At 67.7% G+C, this 15,216-nt stretch carries 15 protein-coding genes; 12 read left to right on the top strand and 3 right to left on the bottom strand.

From position 1 onward, the window contains the following. Nucleotide 1 precedes the first annotated feature (1 nt). On the bottom strand, nt 2–1,357 hold the full coding sequence (locus AB0I34_RS16980; protein ID WP_360445928.1) for a DNA polymerase IV: 1,356 nt from the start codon (nt 1,355–1,357) through the stop codon (nt 2–4). A gap of 36 nt (nt 1,358–1,393) precedes the next feature. Here AB0I34_RS16980 and AB0I34_RS16975 point away from each other — a divergent pair, with 36 nt between their 5' ends. From AB0I34_RS16975 to AB0I34_RS16930, 10 genes are all read left to right on the top strand, one after another. Then, a complete protein-coding gene (locus AB0I34_RS16975; protein ID WP_360445926.1) occupies nt 1,394–2,155 on the top strand; it encodes an MBL fold metallo-hydrolase in 762 nt (253 codons plus the stop codon). Nucleotides 2,156–2,235: 80 nt separating this feature from the next. Next, nucleotides 2,236–3,714, top strand: a complete 1,479-nt coding sequence (locus tag AB0I34_RS16970; RefSeq protein ID WP_360445924.1) for a glutamate--cysteine ligase — start codon at nt 2,236–2,238, stop codon at nt 3,712–3,714. Between the two features lie 379 nt (nt 3,715–4,093). Next, nucleotides 4,094–4,507 (top strand): universal stress protein, encoded by a 414-nt coding sequence (locus AB0I34_RS16965; protein WP_131515653.1) that lies wholly within the window; start codon nt 4,094–4,096, stop codon nt 4,505–4,507. A 1-nt stretch (nt 4,508) separates the two neighbouring features. Continuing rightward, on the top strand, nt 4,509–5,129 hold the full coding sequence (locus AB0I34_RS16960) for an HhH-GPD-type base excision DNA repair protein (protein ID WP_360445922.1): 621 nt from the start codon (nt 4,509–4,511) through the stop codon (nt 5,127–5,129). Between the two features lie 321 nt (nt 5,130–5,450). After that, entirely contained in the window at nt 5,451–6,722 is a 1,272-nt protein-coding gene (locus tag AB0I34_RS16955) for an RNA polymerase sigma factor (RefSeq protein WP_360446268.1), read from the top strand. A gap of 5 nt (nt 6,723–6,727) precedes the next feature. After that, the gene (locus AB0I34_RS16950; protein ID WP_360445920.1) at nt 6,728–6,988 is read left to right on the top strand and encodes a DUF6412 domain-containing protein; all 261 of its coding nucleotides are present in this window, start codon (nt 6,728–6,730) and stop codon (nt 6,986–6,988) included. A 46-nt stretch (nt 6,989–7,034) separates the two neighbouring features. After that, entirely contained in the window at nt 7,035–7,712 is a 678-nt protein-coding gene (gene yidC, locus AB0I34_RS16945; protein ID WP_360445918.1) for a membrane protein insertase YidC, read from the top strand. Nucleotides 7,713–7,801: 89 nt separating this feature from the next. Next, nucleotides 7,802–8,962, top strand: coding sequence for an ROK family transcriptional regulator (locus tag AB0I34_RS16940; protein ID WP_360445916.1), 1,161 nt, complete (start codon nt 7,802–7,804; stop codon nt 8,960–8,962). Then, nucleotides 8,959–9,801, top strand: a complete 843-nt coding sequence (locus AB0I34_RS16935) for a TIM barrel protein (protein WP_360445914.1) — start codon at nt 8,959–8,961, stop codon at nt 9,799–9,801. The genes AB0I34_RS16940 and AB0I34_RS16935 overlap by 4 nt, the downstream gene beginning before the upstream one ends. A 1-nt stretch (nt 9,802) precedes the next feature. Further along, nucleotides 9,803–10,858 carry a Gfo/Idh/MocA family oxidoreductase gene (locus tag AB0I34_RS16930; protein WP_360445912.1) on the top strand — a complete coding sequence of 352 codons (1,056 nt, stop codon included), beginning with the start codon at nt 9,803–9,805 and terminating at the stop codon, nt 10,856–10,858. A gap of 12 nt (nt 10,859–10,870) precedes the next feature. Here the strand turns inward: AB0I34_RS16930 and AB0I34_RS16925 are convergent, their stop codons facing one another. Beyond that, nucleotides 10,871–11,602, bottom strand: coding sequence for a TetR/AcrR family transcriptional regulator C-terminal domain-containing protein (locus AB0I34_RS16925; protein WP_360445910.1), 732 nt, complete (start codon nt 11,600–11,602; stop codon nt 10,871–10,873). 134 nt (nt 11,603–11,736) lie between these two features. Between AB0I34_RS16925 and AB0I34_RS16920 the strand changes: the two genes are divergently transcribed. Further along, on the top strand, nt 11,737–13,239 hold the full coding sequence (locus tag AB0I34_RS16920; RefSeq protein WP_360445908.1) for an MFS transporter: 1,503 nt from the start codon (nt 11,737–11,739) through the stop codon (nt 13,237–13,239). A 15-nt stretch (nt 13,240–13,254) separates the two neighbouring features. On the opposite strand, the gene AB0I34_RS16915 is transcribed toward AB0I34_RS16920, so the two are convergent. Continuing rightward, complete coding sequence (locus AB0I34_RS16915) at nt 13,255–14,073, bottom strand: phosphotransferase (RefSeq protein ID WP_360445906.1); 819 nt, start codon at nt 14,071–14,073, stop codon at nt 13,255–13,257. A gap of 142 nt (nt 14,074–14,215) precedes the next feature. Between AB0I34_RS16915 and ppk2 the strand changes: the two genes are divergently transcribed. Further along, the gene (gene ppk2, locus AB0I34_RS16910) at nt 14,216–15,124 is read left to right on the top strand and encodes a polyphosphate kinase 2 (protein ID WP_360445904.1); all 909 of its coding nucleotides are present in this window, start codon (nt 14,216–14,218) and stop codon (nt 15,122–15,124) included. The last annotated feature ends 92 nt before the right edge of the window (nt 15,125–15,216 follow it).

Raw genomic sequence — 15,216 nt, 5'->3', positions numbered from 1 at the left:
CTCATTCATTCGACCCGTTCTGACCCGCTTCGGGTTCGTCGTCTTCTTCCGCTGAGCCGGTGACAACTTTTGTCAAGGCCGGGTCGTCGACCGCGAAGGTCCGGACCGGACCTGGCGGCGTGTCCGCAGTCTCGAACCGCACGGTCACGCGGCCGCGGCCCGAGCCCCAGACCCATCCGCGCCCATAGTCGGGATGAGCGACGTCCTGACCCGGGTAGAACCCGATCTGGTCGCGCGGCCGCTCCGGCAACTCGACCACCTCGACCGGGGCGTCGGCGTACTCGCTGTCGGTGAAGAGGTCGTCCTGGATCCAGTCCGCGAGCGAGGAGACGCCCACACCGAGCAGGCGGATCCCGCCGCCGATCTCGCTGTCGTCGAGCAGCCGTCGCGCCACTCGCGCGATCACCCGGGCATCGTCGGTCGGCCCGGCCAGCGTCGACGATCGCGTGTGCGTGGTGAAGTCGTGCATCCGCGTCTTGACCGTGACGGTTCGGCCGGAGAGCTGCGCCTTCTGCAGCCGCTCGGAGACGCGGTGCGCCATCCGGTCGCCGATCGCGGCCAGCAGCGAGCGGTCGATGATGTCGGTCTCGAAGGTGTCCTCGACGCTGACCGACTTGGTCTCCCGGTCGCTCACCACCGGACGGTCGTCGGCCGCGATCGCCAGCCGGTAGAGGCTGCTGCCATGCGCGGAGCCGACCTGACGGATCAACTCGTCCTCTTCGAGTTGCTGGAGGTCGGCGACGGTCCGCACTCCGGCCATACTGAGCCGCTGCGCCGTCGCCGGCCCGACACCGGGGATCACGGTGACCTGCATCGGCGCGAGGAACTCCGCCTCTGTCCCGGCCGGCACGACAACCACTCCGTCAGGCTTGTCCAGGTCACTGGCGATCTTCGCGATCAGCTTCGACGTACCGGCGCCGACCGACGCGGTCAGGCCGCCGCTCGCCTTCCGGATCGCGGCCTTGAGATCCAGGGCGATCGCCTGCACGTCCTCGACGGTGAGCCCGGTCAGCCCGGACGCGGACAGATCGACGAACGCCTCGTCGAGCGACAACGGCTCGACCAGCGGCGACAAGGCCCGCATCTCGGCCATCACCGCCTGGCTGCTCCGTCGGTACACCTCGAAGCGTGGACCGAGATACGCCGCGTGCGGACAGCGTGATCGTGCCTCCGCGGTCGACATCGCGGAGCGCACGCCGTACTTGCGGGCCTCGTACGACGCGGTCGAGACGACACCGCGGACGCCGACGCCACCGACCACGACCGGCTTGCCCCGCAACGACGGCTTGTCGCGCTGCTCGACTGCCGCGTAGAACGCGTCCAGGTCGACATGCAGCACCGACGGATCCCCTCGCACGGCACCAGTCTCCCTGGCATGACCGACAATTCTGGAATGACATTCCCCGCGCACTGGGACGACGGCACCGACCCGGCCAGCCCAGAACACCAGATCCACTGGTACGACCAACGCACGGCGATCATCCGCCAGTCGCTTCGGACCAGTTTCGAAGGACCGTTCATCTACCTGCTGCTCGGTACCGAACGGGCCCTGCTGCTCGACACGGGTACCGGTGACGCCAAGCTGCGCCCGGTGGTGGAGAGCCTGCTGTCCGGTCAGGAGCTGATCGTCGCGCACACCCACAGCCACGGCGACCATGTCGGTGGCGACGCCGAGTTCGACCAGGTCGTCGGCAGGACGGCCGAGGACGTGGCGGCGTACTTCGGGATCGCTGACTGGCCGAACGAGGTGGTCCAGCTCGACCTCGGCGACCGGGTGCTCGACATCATCCCGATCCCGGGGCACCACGCGTCGCACATCGCCGTCTACGACCGGACGTCGAAGGTGCTGTTCAGCGGCGACTCGCTGTACCCGGGCAGGCTGTACGTCTTCGACTGGCCCGCGTTCCGGGCGAGTGTGGCCCGGCTGGACGGGTTCGTTGCCGCGGGCAATCCGGTCGAGCAGATCCTGGGCGCGCACATCGAGCTGACCCAGGAGCCCGGCCGCGACTTCGAGATGGGCGCCGACAAGCATCCGGATGAGCACGAGTTGCCGCTCGATCCCGGCGTACTGACCGAGCTGGCCCAGGTCCTCGACGAGGCCGGCCCGGAGCCGGTCCGGATCGTGCGCGATCACTTCATCGTCTATCCGGTCTGACTCCATCACGCGATTGCGTCTCACACAGGTGGGCACCCTTCAGGCACACTAAGGCCATGTAGCCACCAGGGGAGGCGCAGATGGGCGAGGAAGTCGACCGGGTCGAATTCACCCGGGCGGATCGGACGGCGTTCCGCAACCAGGTCCATCGCAATCTCGACGCCTTCGCGCGGATGCTGCGCGAGGCCCGGTTCGCGCCGGAGCGGCCGATGACGGGGATCGAGATCGAGTTGAACCTGGTCGACGAGAAGTGCGATCCGGCGTTCAAGAACTCCGAGGTGCTGAGCGCGATCGAGGACGACGCGTTCCAGACCGAACTCGGCCAGTTCAACATCGAGATCAACGTTCCGCCCGGGCAGATCGACGGCATCGGCCTGGACACGATGGAGTCGAACATCCGCGACAGCCTGAACGCGGCCGAGGAGAAGGCGGCCCGGACCGGCTCGTCGATGGTGGTGGTCGGGATCCTGCCGACGCTGCTGACCGAGCACATCCATCGCGAGGCGCTGAGCACGAACCCGCGCTACGCCTTGCTCAACGACCAGATCTTCGCCGCCCGCGGCGAGGACGTGCAGATCAGGATCGACGGCATCGAGCGGTTGCAGGTGACCGCGGACAGCATCGTGCCCGAGGCCGCGTGTACGTCGACGCAGTTCCATCTGCAGGTGACACCGGAGGCGTTCCCGCGGTACTGGAACGCGGCCCAGGCGATCTCCGGCGTCCAGCTGGCCGTGGGTGCGAACTCGCCGTTCCTGTTCGGTAAGGAGCTATTGCGGGAAACGCGGATCGCATTGTTCGAGCAGGCCGCCGATACCCGCACCCACGAGTTGAAGACGCAGGGCGTCCGGCCGCGGGTGTGGTTCGGTGAACGATGGATCACCTCGATCTTCGACCTGTTCGAGGAGAACTCCCGCTACTACCCGGCGCTGCTGCCGGTCACCTCCGACGAGGATCCGATCGCCGTTCTCGATCGCGGCGACACCCCAGCTCTTTCGGAGTTGCGGCTGCACAACGGGACGATCTATCGCTGGAACCGGCCCGTGTACGACGTTGTCCGGGAGAAGCCGCATCTGCGGGTGGAGAACCGCGTACTGCCGGCCGGCCCGACCGTGGTCGACACGATCGCGAACGGGGCGTTTTACTTCGGCCTGGTCCGCGCACTGGCCGACGGCGAACGGCCGATCTGGTCACAGATGTCGTTCAGCGCGGCAGAGGAGAACTTCCACGCAGCGGCGCGGCACGGCATCGACGCGGAGGTGTTCTGGCCGGGCATCGGGACCGTCCGGGCGACCGAGCTTGTGCTCAGACGCCTGCTCCCGTTGGCTTCTCGCGGTCTCGACGCCTGGGGCGTCGACGCCGCGGTGCGTGATCGGCTGCTGGGAATCATCGAGCAGCGGTGCCTGACCAACCGCAACGGTGCGTCGTGGCAGGCCGATGAGTTTCACCGACTGTATACAAAGGGATCGCACGGACGGCGTGACGCGCTGCGCGGAATGCTCCATCGCTACCGCGATCACATGCACGAGAACATGCCTGTGCACGAGTGGCCGGTGGACTGAACCGGTTAGTTGTTTTCCGACAACGTCGGACAGTGTGGGCGGAACTGAGGTCCCTCCGGCGGAACCGCTGCGACCTTGCCCAAGGCAACTGGGTGGACGAGTTCGATAACGACCCGGACTACAGGGGTGGCGCGTCGGGTGACACCCCTGCAAGGGTGTGGCCACCGGAAGGTTAGACAGTCTTCTCGCGGGTAGTACTCGGGCACCGGCGCGGCTGCCACATCGGCGGCCGGGGCGGTGGTGGAGTACTACCCGCGCGACGATCAGCCGTCCGTCACGGCCGCGACACAGCTGGTGTAAATCCAGCGGATGCCGACCACGGTCGGGAGCAGTATCGTTCGAGACGGGTCGACACGACACCCGGAGGTGAGGCAGGGCGATGACGACCATCGTCGTGGGTTACGTGCCGAAGGCTGAGGGCCGTGCGGCCCTGCGGCGAGCGGCCGAAGAGGCGACGCTTCGCGACGCCAAGCTGGTGGTGGTCAACTCACACCGGGGTGGGCGCAGTTTCGACAGCGATGAGGCCGCGGCGAGCGATGCCGCGTTGACGGAGGTACGTGAGCAACTCGACCCGACCGGTGTGCCTTACGAGGTGCGGCAACTGGTGCGTGGACTCGACCCGGCGGAGGACCTGGTGGCCGTCGCCGAGCAGGTGCATGCCGAGTTCATCGTGATCGGGCTTCGGCGCCGGTCCCCGGTCGGCAAGCTCATTCTCGGCAGCAATGCCCAGCGGGTGCTGCTCGACGCTCCGTGTCCGGTGCTGGCCGTAAAGGCCGACGAAGGGGAGGACTGAGGTGACTTCGACACGCAGCAAGAAGCTGTGCCTCGCACAGCAGCCCGACGCCGACGAGATGCTGAGCAGAGATCCTTTCGCCCTGCTGGTGGGCATGTTGCTGGACCAGCAGATTCCGATGGAGCGCGCGTTCGCGGGACCGGTCGCGATCGCCAAGCGGATGGATGGCCCCTTCGATCCGTCCACAGTGGCGCACTACGACCCGGACGCGTTCGTCGAGGTGGTGGCCGGTCCGCCGGCCGTGCATCGGTTCCCGACCGCGATGGCGGCCCGGATCCAGACGCTGGCCAAGCACCTGGACGAGGAGTACGGCGGTAACGCTTCGGGCCTCTGGTCCGATGTGAAGTCAGGGGACGACCTGCTGGCCAGGTTGTCGGCCCTGCCGGGCTTCGGCGCGCAGAAGGCGAAGATCTTCGTCGCGCTGCTCGGCAAGCAACTCAAGGTCCGGCCGCGGGGCTGGCGCGAGGCATCCGAGCCGTACGGCGAGGACGGCGCGTACAAGTCCGTCGCGGACGTGATCGACGTGGCGTCTTTGGTGAAGGTGAGACAGTTCAAGCAGGAGCAGCAGTTGGTCCGGCAACGCGTGGTGGCCCGTCCACTGCGGCAGACCCGGAACGGCTGAGAACGGACGACCGCAAACGCACTGTTCGACGGCGATACCGGCCAGGCCTCCACCGGAGCGGGGACACCCGCCCGGCGGGGGCCTGAGCGCGCCGATCGGGGGGTCGTGGCGCGCCCGGGCTTGGTTCGCGGATTACAATGTAGTGTTGCCGCCGCCTGACCAGCGAGCAGCCGCACACAGTCATACCCAAGAACATCCTGAATACCTGGCACCACCAGCACCAACACAACGTCGTACCGCCGTACAAACCCTGCGTCAGACGAGAGGTAATTCGTGTCGTCCAGCTCGTCCGAGAATCTTCCCGCCGAGTCAGCCCGGGCCGTGGCCGCCACTGCCCGCAGCACGGCTCCGAGGACCAGCGCCCGAGTGACCGAGCCTGCAGCCAAGAAGGCGGCAGTGAAGAAGGCCGCGGCCAAGCCTGCCGCCGGCACCAAGGAGGACGGTATCCCCGCGAAGAAGGCCGCCGCGAAGAAAGCGCCGGCGAAGAAGGCCGTCTCCGAAGCTGGTCTGGCGATCGACCCCAAGACCGGCAAGCCGCGCTCGCTGGACGATGTCGATGAGGCCGACTTCAGCCCGGACGCGGTCAAGCCGCTGGAGAAGGAGCTGACCGAGGACGAGGGCTTCGTCGTCTCCGAGGCCGACGAGACCGACGAGCCCGAGCAGCAGGTGATGGTGGCCGGGGCGACCGCCGACCCGGTCAAGGACTACCTGAAGCAGATCGGCAAGGTCCCGCTGCTGAACGCCGAGCAGGAGGTCGAGCTCGCCAAGCGGATCGAGGCTGGCCTGTTCGCCGAGGAGCAGCTGGGCGACGAGGCCGCCAAGCTGAAGGAGAAGGTCCGCGACGAGTACGACTGGATCTCCGAGGACGGCCGCCGGGCCAAGAACCACCTGCTCGAGGCCAACCTGCGCCTGGTGGTGTCGCTGGCCAAGCGCTACACCGGCCGCGGCATGCTCTTCCTGGACCTGATCCAGGAGGGCAACCTCGGTCTGATCCGCGCGGTCGAGAAGTTCGACTACACCAAGGGCTACAAGTTCTCTACCTACGCCACCTGGTGGATCCGGCAGGCGATCACCCGCGCGATGGCCGACCAGGCGCGGACGATCCGTATCCCGGTGCACATGGTCGAGGTGATCAACAAGCTGGCCCGAGTGCAGCGGCAGATGCTGCAGGACCTCGGTCGCGAACCCACTCCGGAAGAGCTCGCCAAGGAGCTCGACATGACCCCGGAGAAGGTCATCGAGGTGCAGAAGTACGGCCGTGAGCCGATCTCGCTGCACACGCCACTGGGTGAGGACGGCGACTCCGAGTTCGGCGACCTGATCGAGGACTCCGAGGCGATCGTGCCGGCCGAGGCCGTCTCGTTCACCTTGCTCCAGGAGCAGCTGCACGCGGTGCTGGACACCCTGTCCGAGCGCGAGGCCGGTGTGGTCTCGATGCGCTTCGGCCTGACCGACGGCCAGCCGAAGACGCTGGACGAGATCGGCAAGGTGTACGGCGTCACCCGCGAGCGGATCCGGCAGATCGAGTCCAAGACGATGTCGAAGCTGCGCCACCCGTCCCGCTCGCAGGTCCTGCGGGACTACCTGGACTGATGACGATGGGTCAGGCACTCGCCGGCGTACTCGCGCTGGTGATGCCTGTCCTCGACACGGCAACTCTGGCCGCCGCCGTCTTCACGGCGGCGGCCTTGCTGTTCACTCTGCTCCTGGTGGCGCGCTCGTCGGCGCGGGGCGCGGTTGCCTCGCCGCTGCCGGCGCGCGTCAGCGCCACCCGGGCCAACGCCCGGCGTACTGCTTATCTGTCTCTCCGCGATCCCGACGCGACCGGTCGGCCACGTCCACGAGCACCGGGACGGTAGCGCTCTTCCTCGCTACCCGTTTCCTTCTCACTCGTGGAGTTGTGCTGTGCCTTCCTTCCTGGAGGCACCGGTCGCCGGTGCCTATCACTTGCTCACGTCCCTCGTCACCGCTATCGAACCGCTCGCCGGCAGCTCTGCCGCTGTGATCGCGATCGTCGTCTGCACCCTCGTCGTACGGCTGTGTCTGGTTCCACTCAGCGTGCGGGCGCATCGCGGGTTGCGTGCTCGCGCCGAACTAATGCCTCAGCTGAAGAAGCTCAGCGATCGTCACCGCGGTGATCCCGAGCGTCTCCAACGCGAGCTCGCTAAGCTGCAAGCAGAGTCCGGTACGTCGGTCTTCGCCGGTCTGCTGCCGACGCTCGCGCAGCTGCCCTTCTTCTGGCTGATGTACACGCTGTTCTCCCGGGCGATGGTGGCGGGGGAGTCGAACCAACTGATCAGCGGCAGCCTCCTCGGCGCACCACTCGGCCTGCACTGGCCGGTCCTCACCGGCACGCCGGCCTTCGTCGTGCTCGCCGTACTGCTGGGAGTCGTCGGCTGGTTCTCGGCCCGCTTGCAGCTTCGCCAACTCGACGAGACCGCGACGCCCCTGTCCCGCCGGCTCGCCCGGATCCTGCCCTTCGGCACGCTGCTGAGTGCCGCCTTCCTCCCGCTCGCCGCGTGGCTCTACCTGCTCACCACGACGACCTGGACCGTCGTCGAGCGCACGATCCTGCAGCGTTGACTGTTGCCGTGAGCAACAACTGGTTGCCACCGGTCGGCTGATTCTGATACCGTCTTTAATAAAGCCGGTTGCATAATAAGTTGGGGTCGATGGACACTGCACGAGGAGCCGCTCAGGCGGAGCGATCGGCCAATCAGGTCGCCTGTCTGCGCGCGCTGGCCGACGCCGACGACGCGCAAACCGTCGGCGTCATCAGCGCGGAGACCGGACTGTCGCGACCCACGGTGCACGCCGTGCTCGACGATCTCGTCGAGGCTGGTCTGGTCGTGCCCACCGATCCGTCGATCGTGGGGCCGGGGCGGCCCGCGCGTGCCTTCCGGTTCGCCCGGGAGGCGGGTCTCGTTGCCGGAGTGGACCTCGGCCCGCGCGGGGTGCGAGCCATCATCTGCGACCTGTCCGGCCGCCGACTGGGCTACACCGAGCTGAAGCGGGACCGGCCCGCTGAGATCTCGTCGATTCAGAGCGCGATTCACGCCGCGGCCGACGAGAGCGCGCTCGATCTCGGACGCCTTCGTGCGGTCGGACTCGCTCTCCCCGGTGTGGTCGAGGCGAACGGTCACCTGCGCGCCAGTCTCGCGCTCCCCGAACTGGTCGGCCTGCCGATCGCGGAGACCGTGTCGCAACACCTCGGCCGTCCGGTTGCCATCGACAACGACATCAAGCTGGCCGCACTCGCCGAGCAGCGCGGTGGCGCGGGACGCGGGTACTCCGATGTCGTCTACCTCCAGATCGGCCATCGGCTGTCCGTGTCGATCGTCCTGAACGGCGTCATTCGGCAAGGGCGCCACCGCCTGGCCGGCGAGCTCGGAGCGCAGCGAGGCATGCGCTGGACGCGCAACGCGGACCGAGGACAGCTGATCTGGACGTCACATCCGACCGGTGAGGCCGTGCTGAGCGCGGCGGCTGCCGGCGACGCGGACGCCCAGGCCGAGATCGACGACTTCTGTGCGCAGATCGCCGGACGCATCGCCACGGTCTTGCTGGTCGTCGATCCCGAGATCGTGGTCGTGCGGGGTGGACCCGCGCAGGACAGTGCCGTGCTGCTTCGTTCGCTCGAGGCCGCGGTCGAGAGGGAGTTGCTCTTCCCCGAGCGCCCACCGTTCGTCGCCTCGGCCCTCGGCCGCGAGGCCGTGGTGCTCGGGGCGGTCGGCACAGCGTTCGACCAGTTCAGTACACGCATCTACGGCGTTCACGACTACCCGAGTCCGTGGCGCCGGATCACTCACGACCTGGAGAGGACCAGCAAGTGAAGCTAGGAGTCAGCTCGTACTGCTTTCGCAGCCTCATGGCCAGCGGCGAGATGGACCTGATCGCAGTCCTGGATTGGGTCGCGTCGTCACCCGCAGGGCATCTGGAGATCGCCGCCATGGACGGCGAGTACTACCTGGAGAACGACGGTGTGGTCCGTGACGCGGCCGCGCACGCCGGCGACATCGGCGTACCGATCGTGAACTACCTGGTCAGCGGCGACCTGCGGACGGCGGAGGACAAGGAGATCGACCGCCTTCGCCGGCAGCTGGATGTCGCGCACCGGTTCGGAGCTCGCATCTTCCGTCACGACGTCGCCCCGTGGTCGTGGCGTGAGCAGGACCCGGGGGAGTTCGAGTCGACGTTCGAGAGGGTCGTCGAAGGCTGCCGTGCGGTCGCCGACCACGCCGCCGAGCTGGGCATCGTGTCGACGATCGAGAACCACGGCTTCTTCATGAACGGCAGCGACCGGCTGGCCCGGCTGGTGCACGCCGTGGATCGCCCGAACTTCCGGGTCACGCTGGACCTCGGCAACGGACTCTGCGTCGGTGAGGTGCCCGGCAAGACCGCCGCCGGACTGATCGACATCGCGGCCATCGTGGGCGTGAAGGACTTCCACATCCGCCGATCGGCGGGCGATGGCTGGCTGAAGACGCTGGCCGGCGACTACCTGCTCGGCACGATCGCGGGGCACGGCGACCTGGACCTGGCGGGCCTGCTCGCGCTGGTCGGGACCAGGCCCGAACTGCATGTGAGCCTCGAGTTCGAGGGCCTGGAGTCGACTCCCAACGCCATCGAGCGCTCGCTCAACAACATCCTCGGACTGGCTGGAGCTGCCTGACATGACGACTCGCATTGCTGTGATCGGGGTGGGCTCCATCGCCACCCAGCACCTGATCTCGTACCAGAAGAATCCGCAGGCCGAGCTGGTCGCCGTGTGCGACATCGACCGGACCCGCGCCAAGGCACAGGCCGACAAGTTCGGCGTACCGAAGGCGACGGATGTCGTCGACGAGATCCTGTCCGATCCCGAGGTCGACGCGGTGAGCATCTGCGTGCCGAACTTCCTGCACGCCAAGTTCGCCGAGGCGGCGCTGCGGGCCGGCAAGGACGTGCTGGTCGAGAAGCCGATGTCCGTGAACGTCGCCGAGGCCGAGGCCCTGGTCCAGGCGACCAAGGAGACCGGTCAGGCGCTGCAGATCGGCTACGTACGCCGCTTCGCTCCGAACGCCCTGGTCACCAAGCGGTTCCTGGACGAGGGCGAGTTCGGCGACATCTACGCCGCGCGGGCGACGATCATTCGTGCCGCCGGCAACCCCGGCGGCTGGTTCGGTGACGCGACGGTCTCGGGCGGTGGCCCGCTGATCGACCTGGGTGTCCACATCATCGACCTGTGCTGGTACCTGATGGGGATGCCCGCTCCGGTGTCGGTTTCGGGTGCGACCTTCTCGCCGCTGGGTGCCCGGGACAACATCAAGCATCTGACCCGGTACCGGGCCGCGTCGGAGACCCGGGTGAACAACGTCGAGGACTACGCGACCGCGCAGGTCCGGTTCGAGAACGGGGCGGTTCTCGACGTGGACACGTCGTACTCGCTGCACGCGCGGAACTCGACGAGTGTGAAGATCCACGGCGACAAGGGCGGCGCGGAGATCGAGCCCGAGCTGCTGATGATCACCGAGCGGCACGACACCCTGTTGCACATCCAGCCGCAGATCGATTCGCTCGGGTTCGACTTCACGGTCGGGTTCGCCAACCAGATCGACCATTTCCTGCAGATCTGCCGCCGGGAGATTCCGGCCGACGCCACGGCGGAGCAGGGTCTCGAGATGGCCCGCATCCTGACCGCGATCTACGAGTCCGCGCGGAACGGGTCCGAGGTAGCCATCACCCGCTGAGCGGGACCGGCTTCAGCTACGACCCAACCGGGCCTCGAGACCGTCGAGGATCCGGTTGAGGCCGTAGCTGAAGCCGTCTTCGGCGCCCGCCTGGAGGTCGGCACCGCCGTAGGCGGCGTACAGGGCGCGCATCCGCGAGTACGGCTCGGCTGCTCGCACCGCCGCCGGCCAGACTGCCGCCTGCCATTCGGCCATGTCCTTGCCGCTGCGGTGCAGTTTGCTGATCGTCGCCGCCTCGACCGAGGCGATCCCGATGACGTAGCCGAGCACGGTCTTGGAGGCCTGGTCCGCCTCGAGCAGTCCGAATCCGGCGGTCAGGTAGATGCCGAGCATCTCGTCGGAGACGCGCATCAGGTTCGGACCCAGGTAGTTCATACCGACGTCGGCCAGGGTCGGCGCGACCCATGGGTGGCGCACGATCATCGACCGCAGGCTGCGCGCGGACGCCTCTGCCGCCGCGCGCCACCGCGATGCGTCGGCCACCTCGTGGACCTCGATCTCGCCGTGCACCTCGTCGACGACGAGCTCGAGCAGCTCCTCCTTGTTGGCGACGTGCCAATAGACGGCGGTGGCGACAGCGCCGAGGGCGGCGCCGAGCTTGCGCATGGTGAGCGCCTCCAGGCCGTCGGCGTCCAGGAGCTTGATCGCCTCCGCGACGATCTGGTCCTGGGTGAGCGCGGGCTGCTCCCGCCGCCGGCCGCGCTTCGGCCGGGTCCAGACGGACGTGTACTCCTCGGTCGCCATCCTCATCCTCCTCGTCGGCCTCCACTGTAGCCGGGGACTGAACGATGTGCAGGACTTGACCAGTGTTCAATTCAGATTGCACACTGTTCAGGCCAATTGCACGCTGTTCAATTGAGGATCTGAGGAGGTGCGTGATGACCGCTCGTCATCCGCGTCGGTGGCTGATTCTGATCGTGCTCTGCCTGAGCACACTCGTCCTGGTGCTGGACAACGGTGTGCTCAACGTGGCCATCCCGGTGCTGACCGAGGACCTGGGGGCGACCGCCCAGGAGATCCAGTGGATCGTGGCCAGCTACATCCTGGTCTTCGCGGGCCTGCTGCTCACCGCCGGCAGCCTGTCCGACCGGTACGGCCGGAAGAAGGTGATGATCACCGGCCTCGCGATCTTCGGTGCCGCCTCACTGGTCGCGACGTACGCCGGAAGTCCGGAGACGCTGATCACCGGTCGGGTGCTGATGGGGATCGGCGGTGCGATCGTGATGCCGAGCACGCTCTCGGTGCTGATCACGGTCTTCGACGACGACGAACGCCGCAAGGCGATGTCGATCTGGAGTTCGGTGCTGATGGTCGGCCTGATCGGTGGCCCGGTGCTGGGCGGTGCGCTGATCGCCAAGTTCTGGTGGGGTTCGGTCTTCCTGATCAACGTGCCCGTCGTCGTACTGGCGATCGCGGCCGCGGTCATCCTGATGCCGGAGTCGAAGAGCCCGTGGCGCAGGCCCGACCCGCTCGGGGCGCTGCTGTCCATGGTGGGTCTGGTCTCACTGGTCTGGGTCATCATCGAGCTGCCAGAGCACGGTGTGTCCTGGCCGATGCTCGCGATCGCCGTCGTCAGCCTGACCGCCTTCGTCGCCTGGGAGCTGCGTACGCCGGTGCCGATGGTTCCGCTCGAGCTGTTCCGGAGCCGCAACTTCAGCGGGGGCAGCCTGTCGCTGGTGCTGCTCCAGGTCGCGAACGGCGGGTTGATCCTGGCGCTGACGCAGTACATGCAGTTCGTGCTCGGCTTCTCGCCGACCAAGGCCGGCCTGGCGATGATCCCGATGGCGGTAGGCGTGATCGTCGTCAACGGTGCCGGGGCCACGCTCGGCCAGAAGATCGGCAACCGGCCGATGACGGTGGCCGGACTGGTCGGACTGGCCGTCGGCTTCTGGGTCATGTCGACGCTCTCGGCCGATGACGGCTTCGGCATGGTGACGGTCGCGCTGGTGGTGTTCGGCGTCGGTGCCGGATTGGCGCAGCCGGCTGCGACTGCCGCGCTGATGGGTGCGGTGCCGCACGAGCACGCCGGTGTCGGCTCGGCGCTGAACGACACCGTTCAGCAGGCGGGCGCGGCGCTCGGGATCGCGATCCTGGGCAGCGCGCTGGCCCACAACTTCACCGCGAAGATGCCGGAGTCCACGCCGGCCAAGGCGCGTGGCTCTATCGGTGAGGCGCTGGCCGTCGCCGCGAGCACAGGGGACAACGCCCTTGCTCGAGTCGCCAAGACGACGTTCGCCCACGCGATGTCCGGGACCTTCGTCGTCAGCGCGATCGCCGTTCTCGGGTCCGCGGTGCTCGCCTTCGCCCTCCTCCGCGACAAGAAGGCCGACGCCGACCCCGAGGCCGGCGCCGCCGAGGAGACCTCGGCGGTTGTGCACTGATCCTGCGGCTCTGCTTTAACTGAGCAGGGCCGCAGTGATGGAGTCGGCGTTGTCGTCCAGCCAGACCTGGCGGCGCTTGATCGAGTCGCCGACGCCTTCGCTCCACATCCGCTGCCAGCCGCCGCCCAGCGTCTCCGCGCGGTACTTCATGTTGTGCCAGCCCCGCTCGTTGAGTGCGGACGAGAGATCCATCAGGCGGTGGCGGTCCGGCAACGACAGCCCGTACGCGTCGGCGATCAGCCGGCACCGGCGCGGGCGATCGAGCCCTCGCTGGGCCGGGTCGAGGTCAGCATCGTCGCCGAACGGTGCCCACCACAACATGAGGTTGACCAGCTCACGGGCCCGGCTGACCGGGCGGGCGAAGTCGAAGTCGATCAGTGCGTACGCGCGGCCGTCGCGGAACACGACGTTGTCCGGAGTGATGTCCTGATGACCGACCAGCTCCAGCGGATCATCCAGCGCGGGCAGGCCGGGCGGCTCGATCGGCGCCGGCAGGTCGGTAGGGATCCCGAATCCCTCGACCGCGTCGTGGTACGCGCGGACCAGTCGAGCGACCGAGGTCATGCGCTCCTCGTCGGCCATCCAGCCGGGCTGCGGACGGCCGGCGACCTCACCGTCGATGTAGCTGAGCACCTCGCGGCCGGCGGAATCGATCCCAAGGAAGCGCGGGGCGCCGTCGAACCCGACCGACTCCAGGTGCCGCAGCAGGTCCCGGACCATTTCGGGCCGCTCACCGGGCGGACGCCGTACGGTGTCGCCGACGCGGACGAGCCCCTCGGTCACATCACCACCGGTCAGTGGGATCTCTTCGCCGTCGTCCGTCCACGTCTGCATGGCGCCCCCAGTTCGTAGTCCCCTGTGAAGGCTCCACCCGGAGCCAGCCGGACACGCTACCCGATCCTCGGCCTGGCGTTCACCGGACTTTCGCTGACGCCGTTCACCTGGATGTCATCAGAAGACCCGAACCTTGGTGTTCATGAGCACCCTGAACCTGGTCAACGAGCTCGGCTTCCGTGTCCTCGACGAGGAGGACGACGACCCCGTGCTGTTGCGCGCGGACGGTACGCCGGTCGACACCTGGCGCGAGGGCTACCCGTACGGCGAACGGCTCGCGCGGGAGGTCTACGACCGGGACAAGCGGCTGCTGCAGATCGAGCTGCTCAAGCTGCAGTACTGGGTGAAGCGGTCGCACCAGAAGCTGGTGATCGTGTTCGAGGGACGCGACGCGGCCGGCAAGGGCGGCACGATCAAGCGGTTCATGGAGCACCTGAAACCGCGCGGCGCACGGATCGTGGCCCTGGAGAAGCCGACCGAGCGCGAGAAGACCCAGTGGTACTTCCAGCGGTACGTCGAGCATCTCCCGTCGGCCGGCGAGATGGTGCTGTTCGACCGGTCCTGGTACAACCGCGCCTGCGTCGAGCGGCTGATGGGGTTCTGCGCGCAGGACGAGTACGAGGAGTTCATGCGGCAGGCGCCGGAGTTCGAGCGGATGCTGGTCCGCTCGGGCATCCTGCTGGTGAAGCTGTGGTTCTCGGTGTCGCAGGCCGAACAGCAGACCCGGTTCACGATCCGCCAGATCGACCCGGTCCGGCAGTGGAAGCTCTCGCCGACCGACCTCGCGTCGCTGGACAAGTGGGGCGCCTACACCGAGGCCAAGGAAGCGATGTTCCACTACACCGACACCGACCACGCGCCGTGGACCGTAGTCAAGAGCAACGACAAGAAGCGCGCCCGGCTCGAGGCCATGCGGCACGTGCTGAGCCTGTACGACTACGCCGACAAGGACGTCGAACTCGTCGGCCGCCCGGACCCGAAGATCCTCGGCCCAGCCGCCGAGGTCCTCGAACACGGCGAATCCGCCACCCGCGCCTTCCCCGTGCTCTAGCCCGTCTGGTGGGTTGACCCACCAGACGGTGGGTCGGCCACGCGCACACCGCTCGCCAACCCTCCCGCCGGTGGGTCAACCCTTCAGGCGGG

The sequence above is a fragment of the Kribbella sp. NPDC050281 genome (assembly GCF_040655855.1).
Lineage (GTDB): Bacteria > Actinomycetota > Actinomycetes > Propionibacteriales > Kribbellaceae > Kribbella.
Note: the sequence above shows the minus strand (reverse complement) of the source record. Positions and strands in the feature narration are given on the sequence as shown.

What these genes read in the sequence shown, in the direction of transcription:
- AB0I34_RS16975 (WP_360445926.1), top strand. Translation starts at nt 1,394, where the DNA reads ATGACATTCCCCGCGCACTGGGACGACGGCACCGACCCGGCCAGCCCA.
- AB0I34_RS16970 (WP_360445924.1), top strand. Translation starts at nt 2,236, where the DNA reads ATGGGCGAGGAAGTCGACCGGGTCGAATTCACCCGGGCGGATCGGACG.
- AB0I34_RS16965 (WP_131515653.1), top strand. Translation starts at nt 4,094, where the DNA reads ATGACGACCATCGTCGTGGGTTACGTGCCGAAGGCTGAGGGCCGTGCG.
- AB0I34_RS16950 (WP_360445920.1), top strand. Translation starts at nt 6,728, where the DNA reads ATGGGTCAGGCACTCGCCGGCGTACTCGCGCTGGTGATGCCTGTCCTC.
- AB0I34_RS16940 (WP_360445916.1), top strand. Translation starts at nt 7,802, where the DNA reads ATGGACACTGCACGAGGAGCCGCTCAGGCGGAGCGATCGGCCAATCAG.
- AB0I34_RS16930 (WP_360445912.1), top strand. Translation starts at nt 9,803, where the DNA reads ATGACGACTCGCATTGCTGTGATCGGGGTGGGCTCCATCGCCACCCAG.
- AB0I34_RS16925 (WP_360445910.1), bottom strand. Translation starts at nt 11,602, where the DNA reads ATGGCGACCGAGGAGTACACGTCCGTCTGGACCCGGCCGAAGCGCGGC.
- AB0I34_RS16920 (WP_360445908.1), top strand. Translation starts at nt 11,737, where the DNA reads ATGACCGCTCGTCATCCGCGTCGGTGGCTGATTCTGATCGTGCTCTGC.
- AB0I34_RS16915 (WP_360445906.1), bottom strand. Translation starts at nt 14,073, where the DNA reads ATGCAGACGTGGACGGACGACGGCGAAGAGATCCCACTGACCGGTGGT.
- ppk2 (WP_360445904.1), top strand. Translation starts at nt 14,216, where the DNA reads ATGAGCACCCTGAACCTGGTCAACGAGCTCGGCTTCCGTGTCCTCGAC.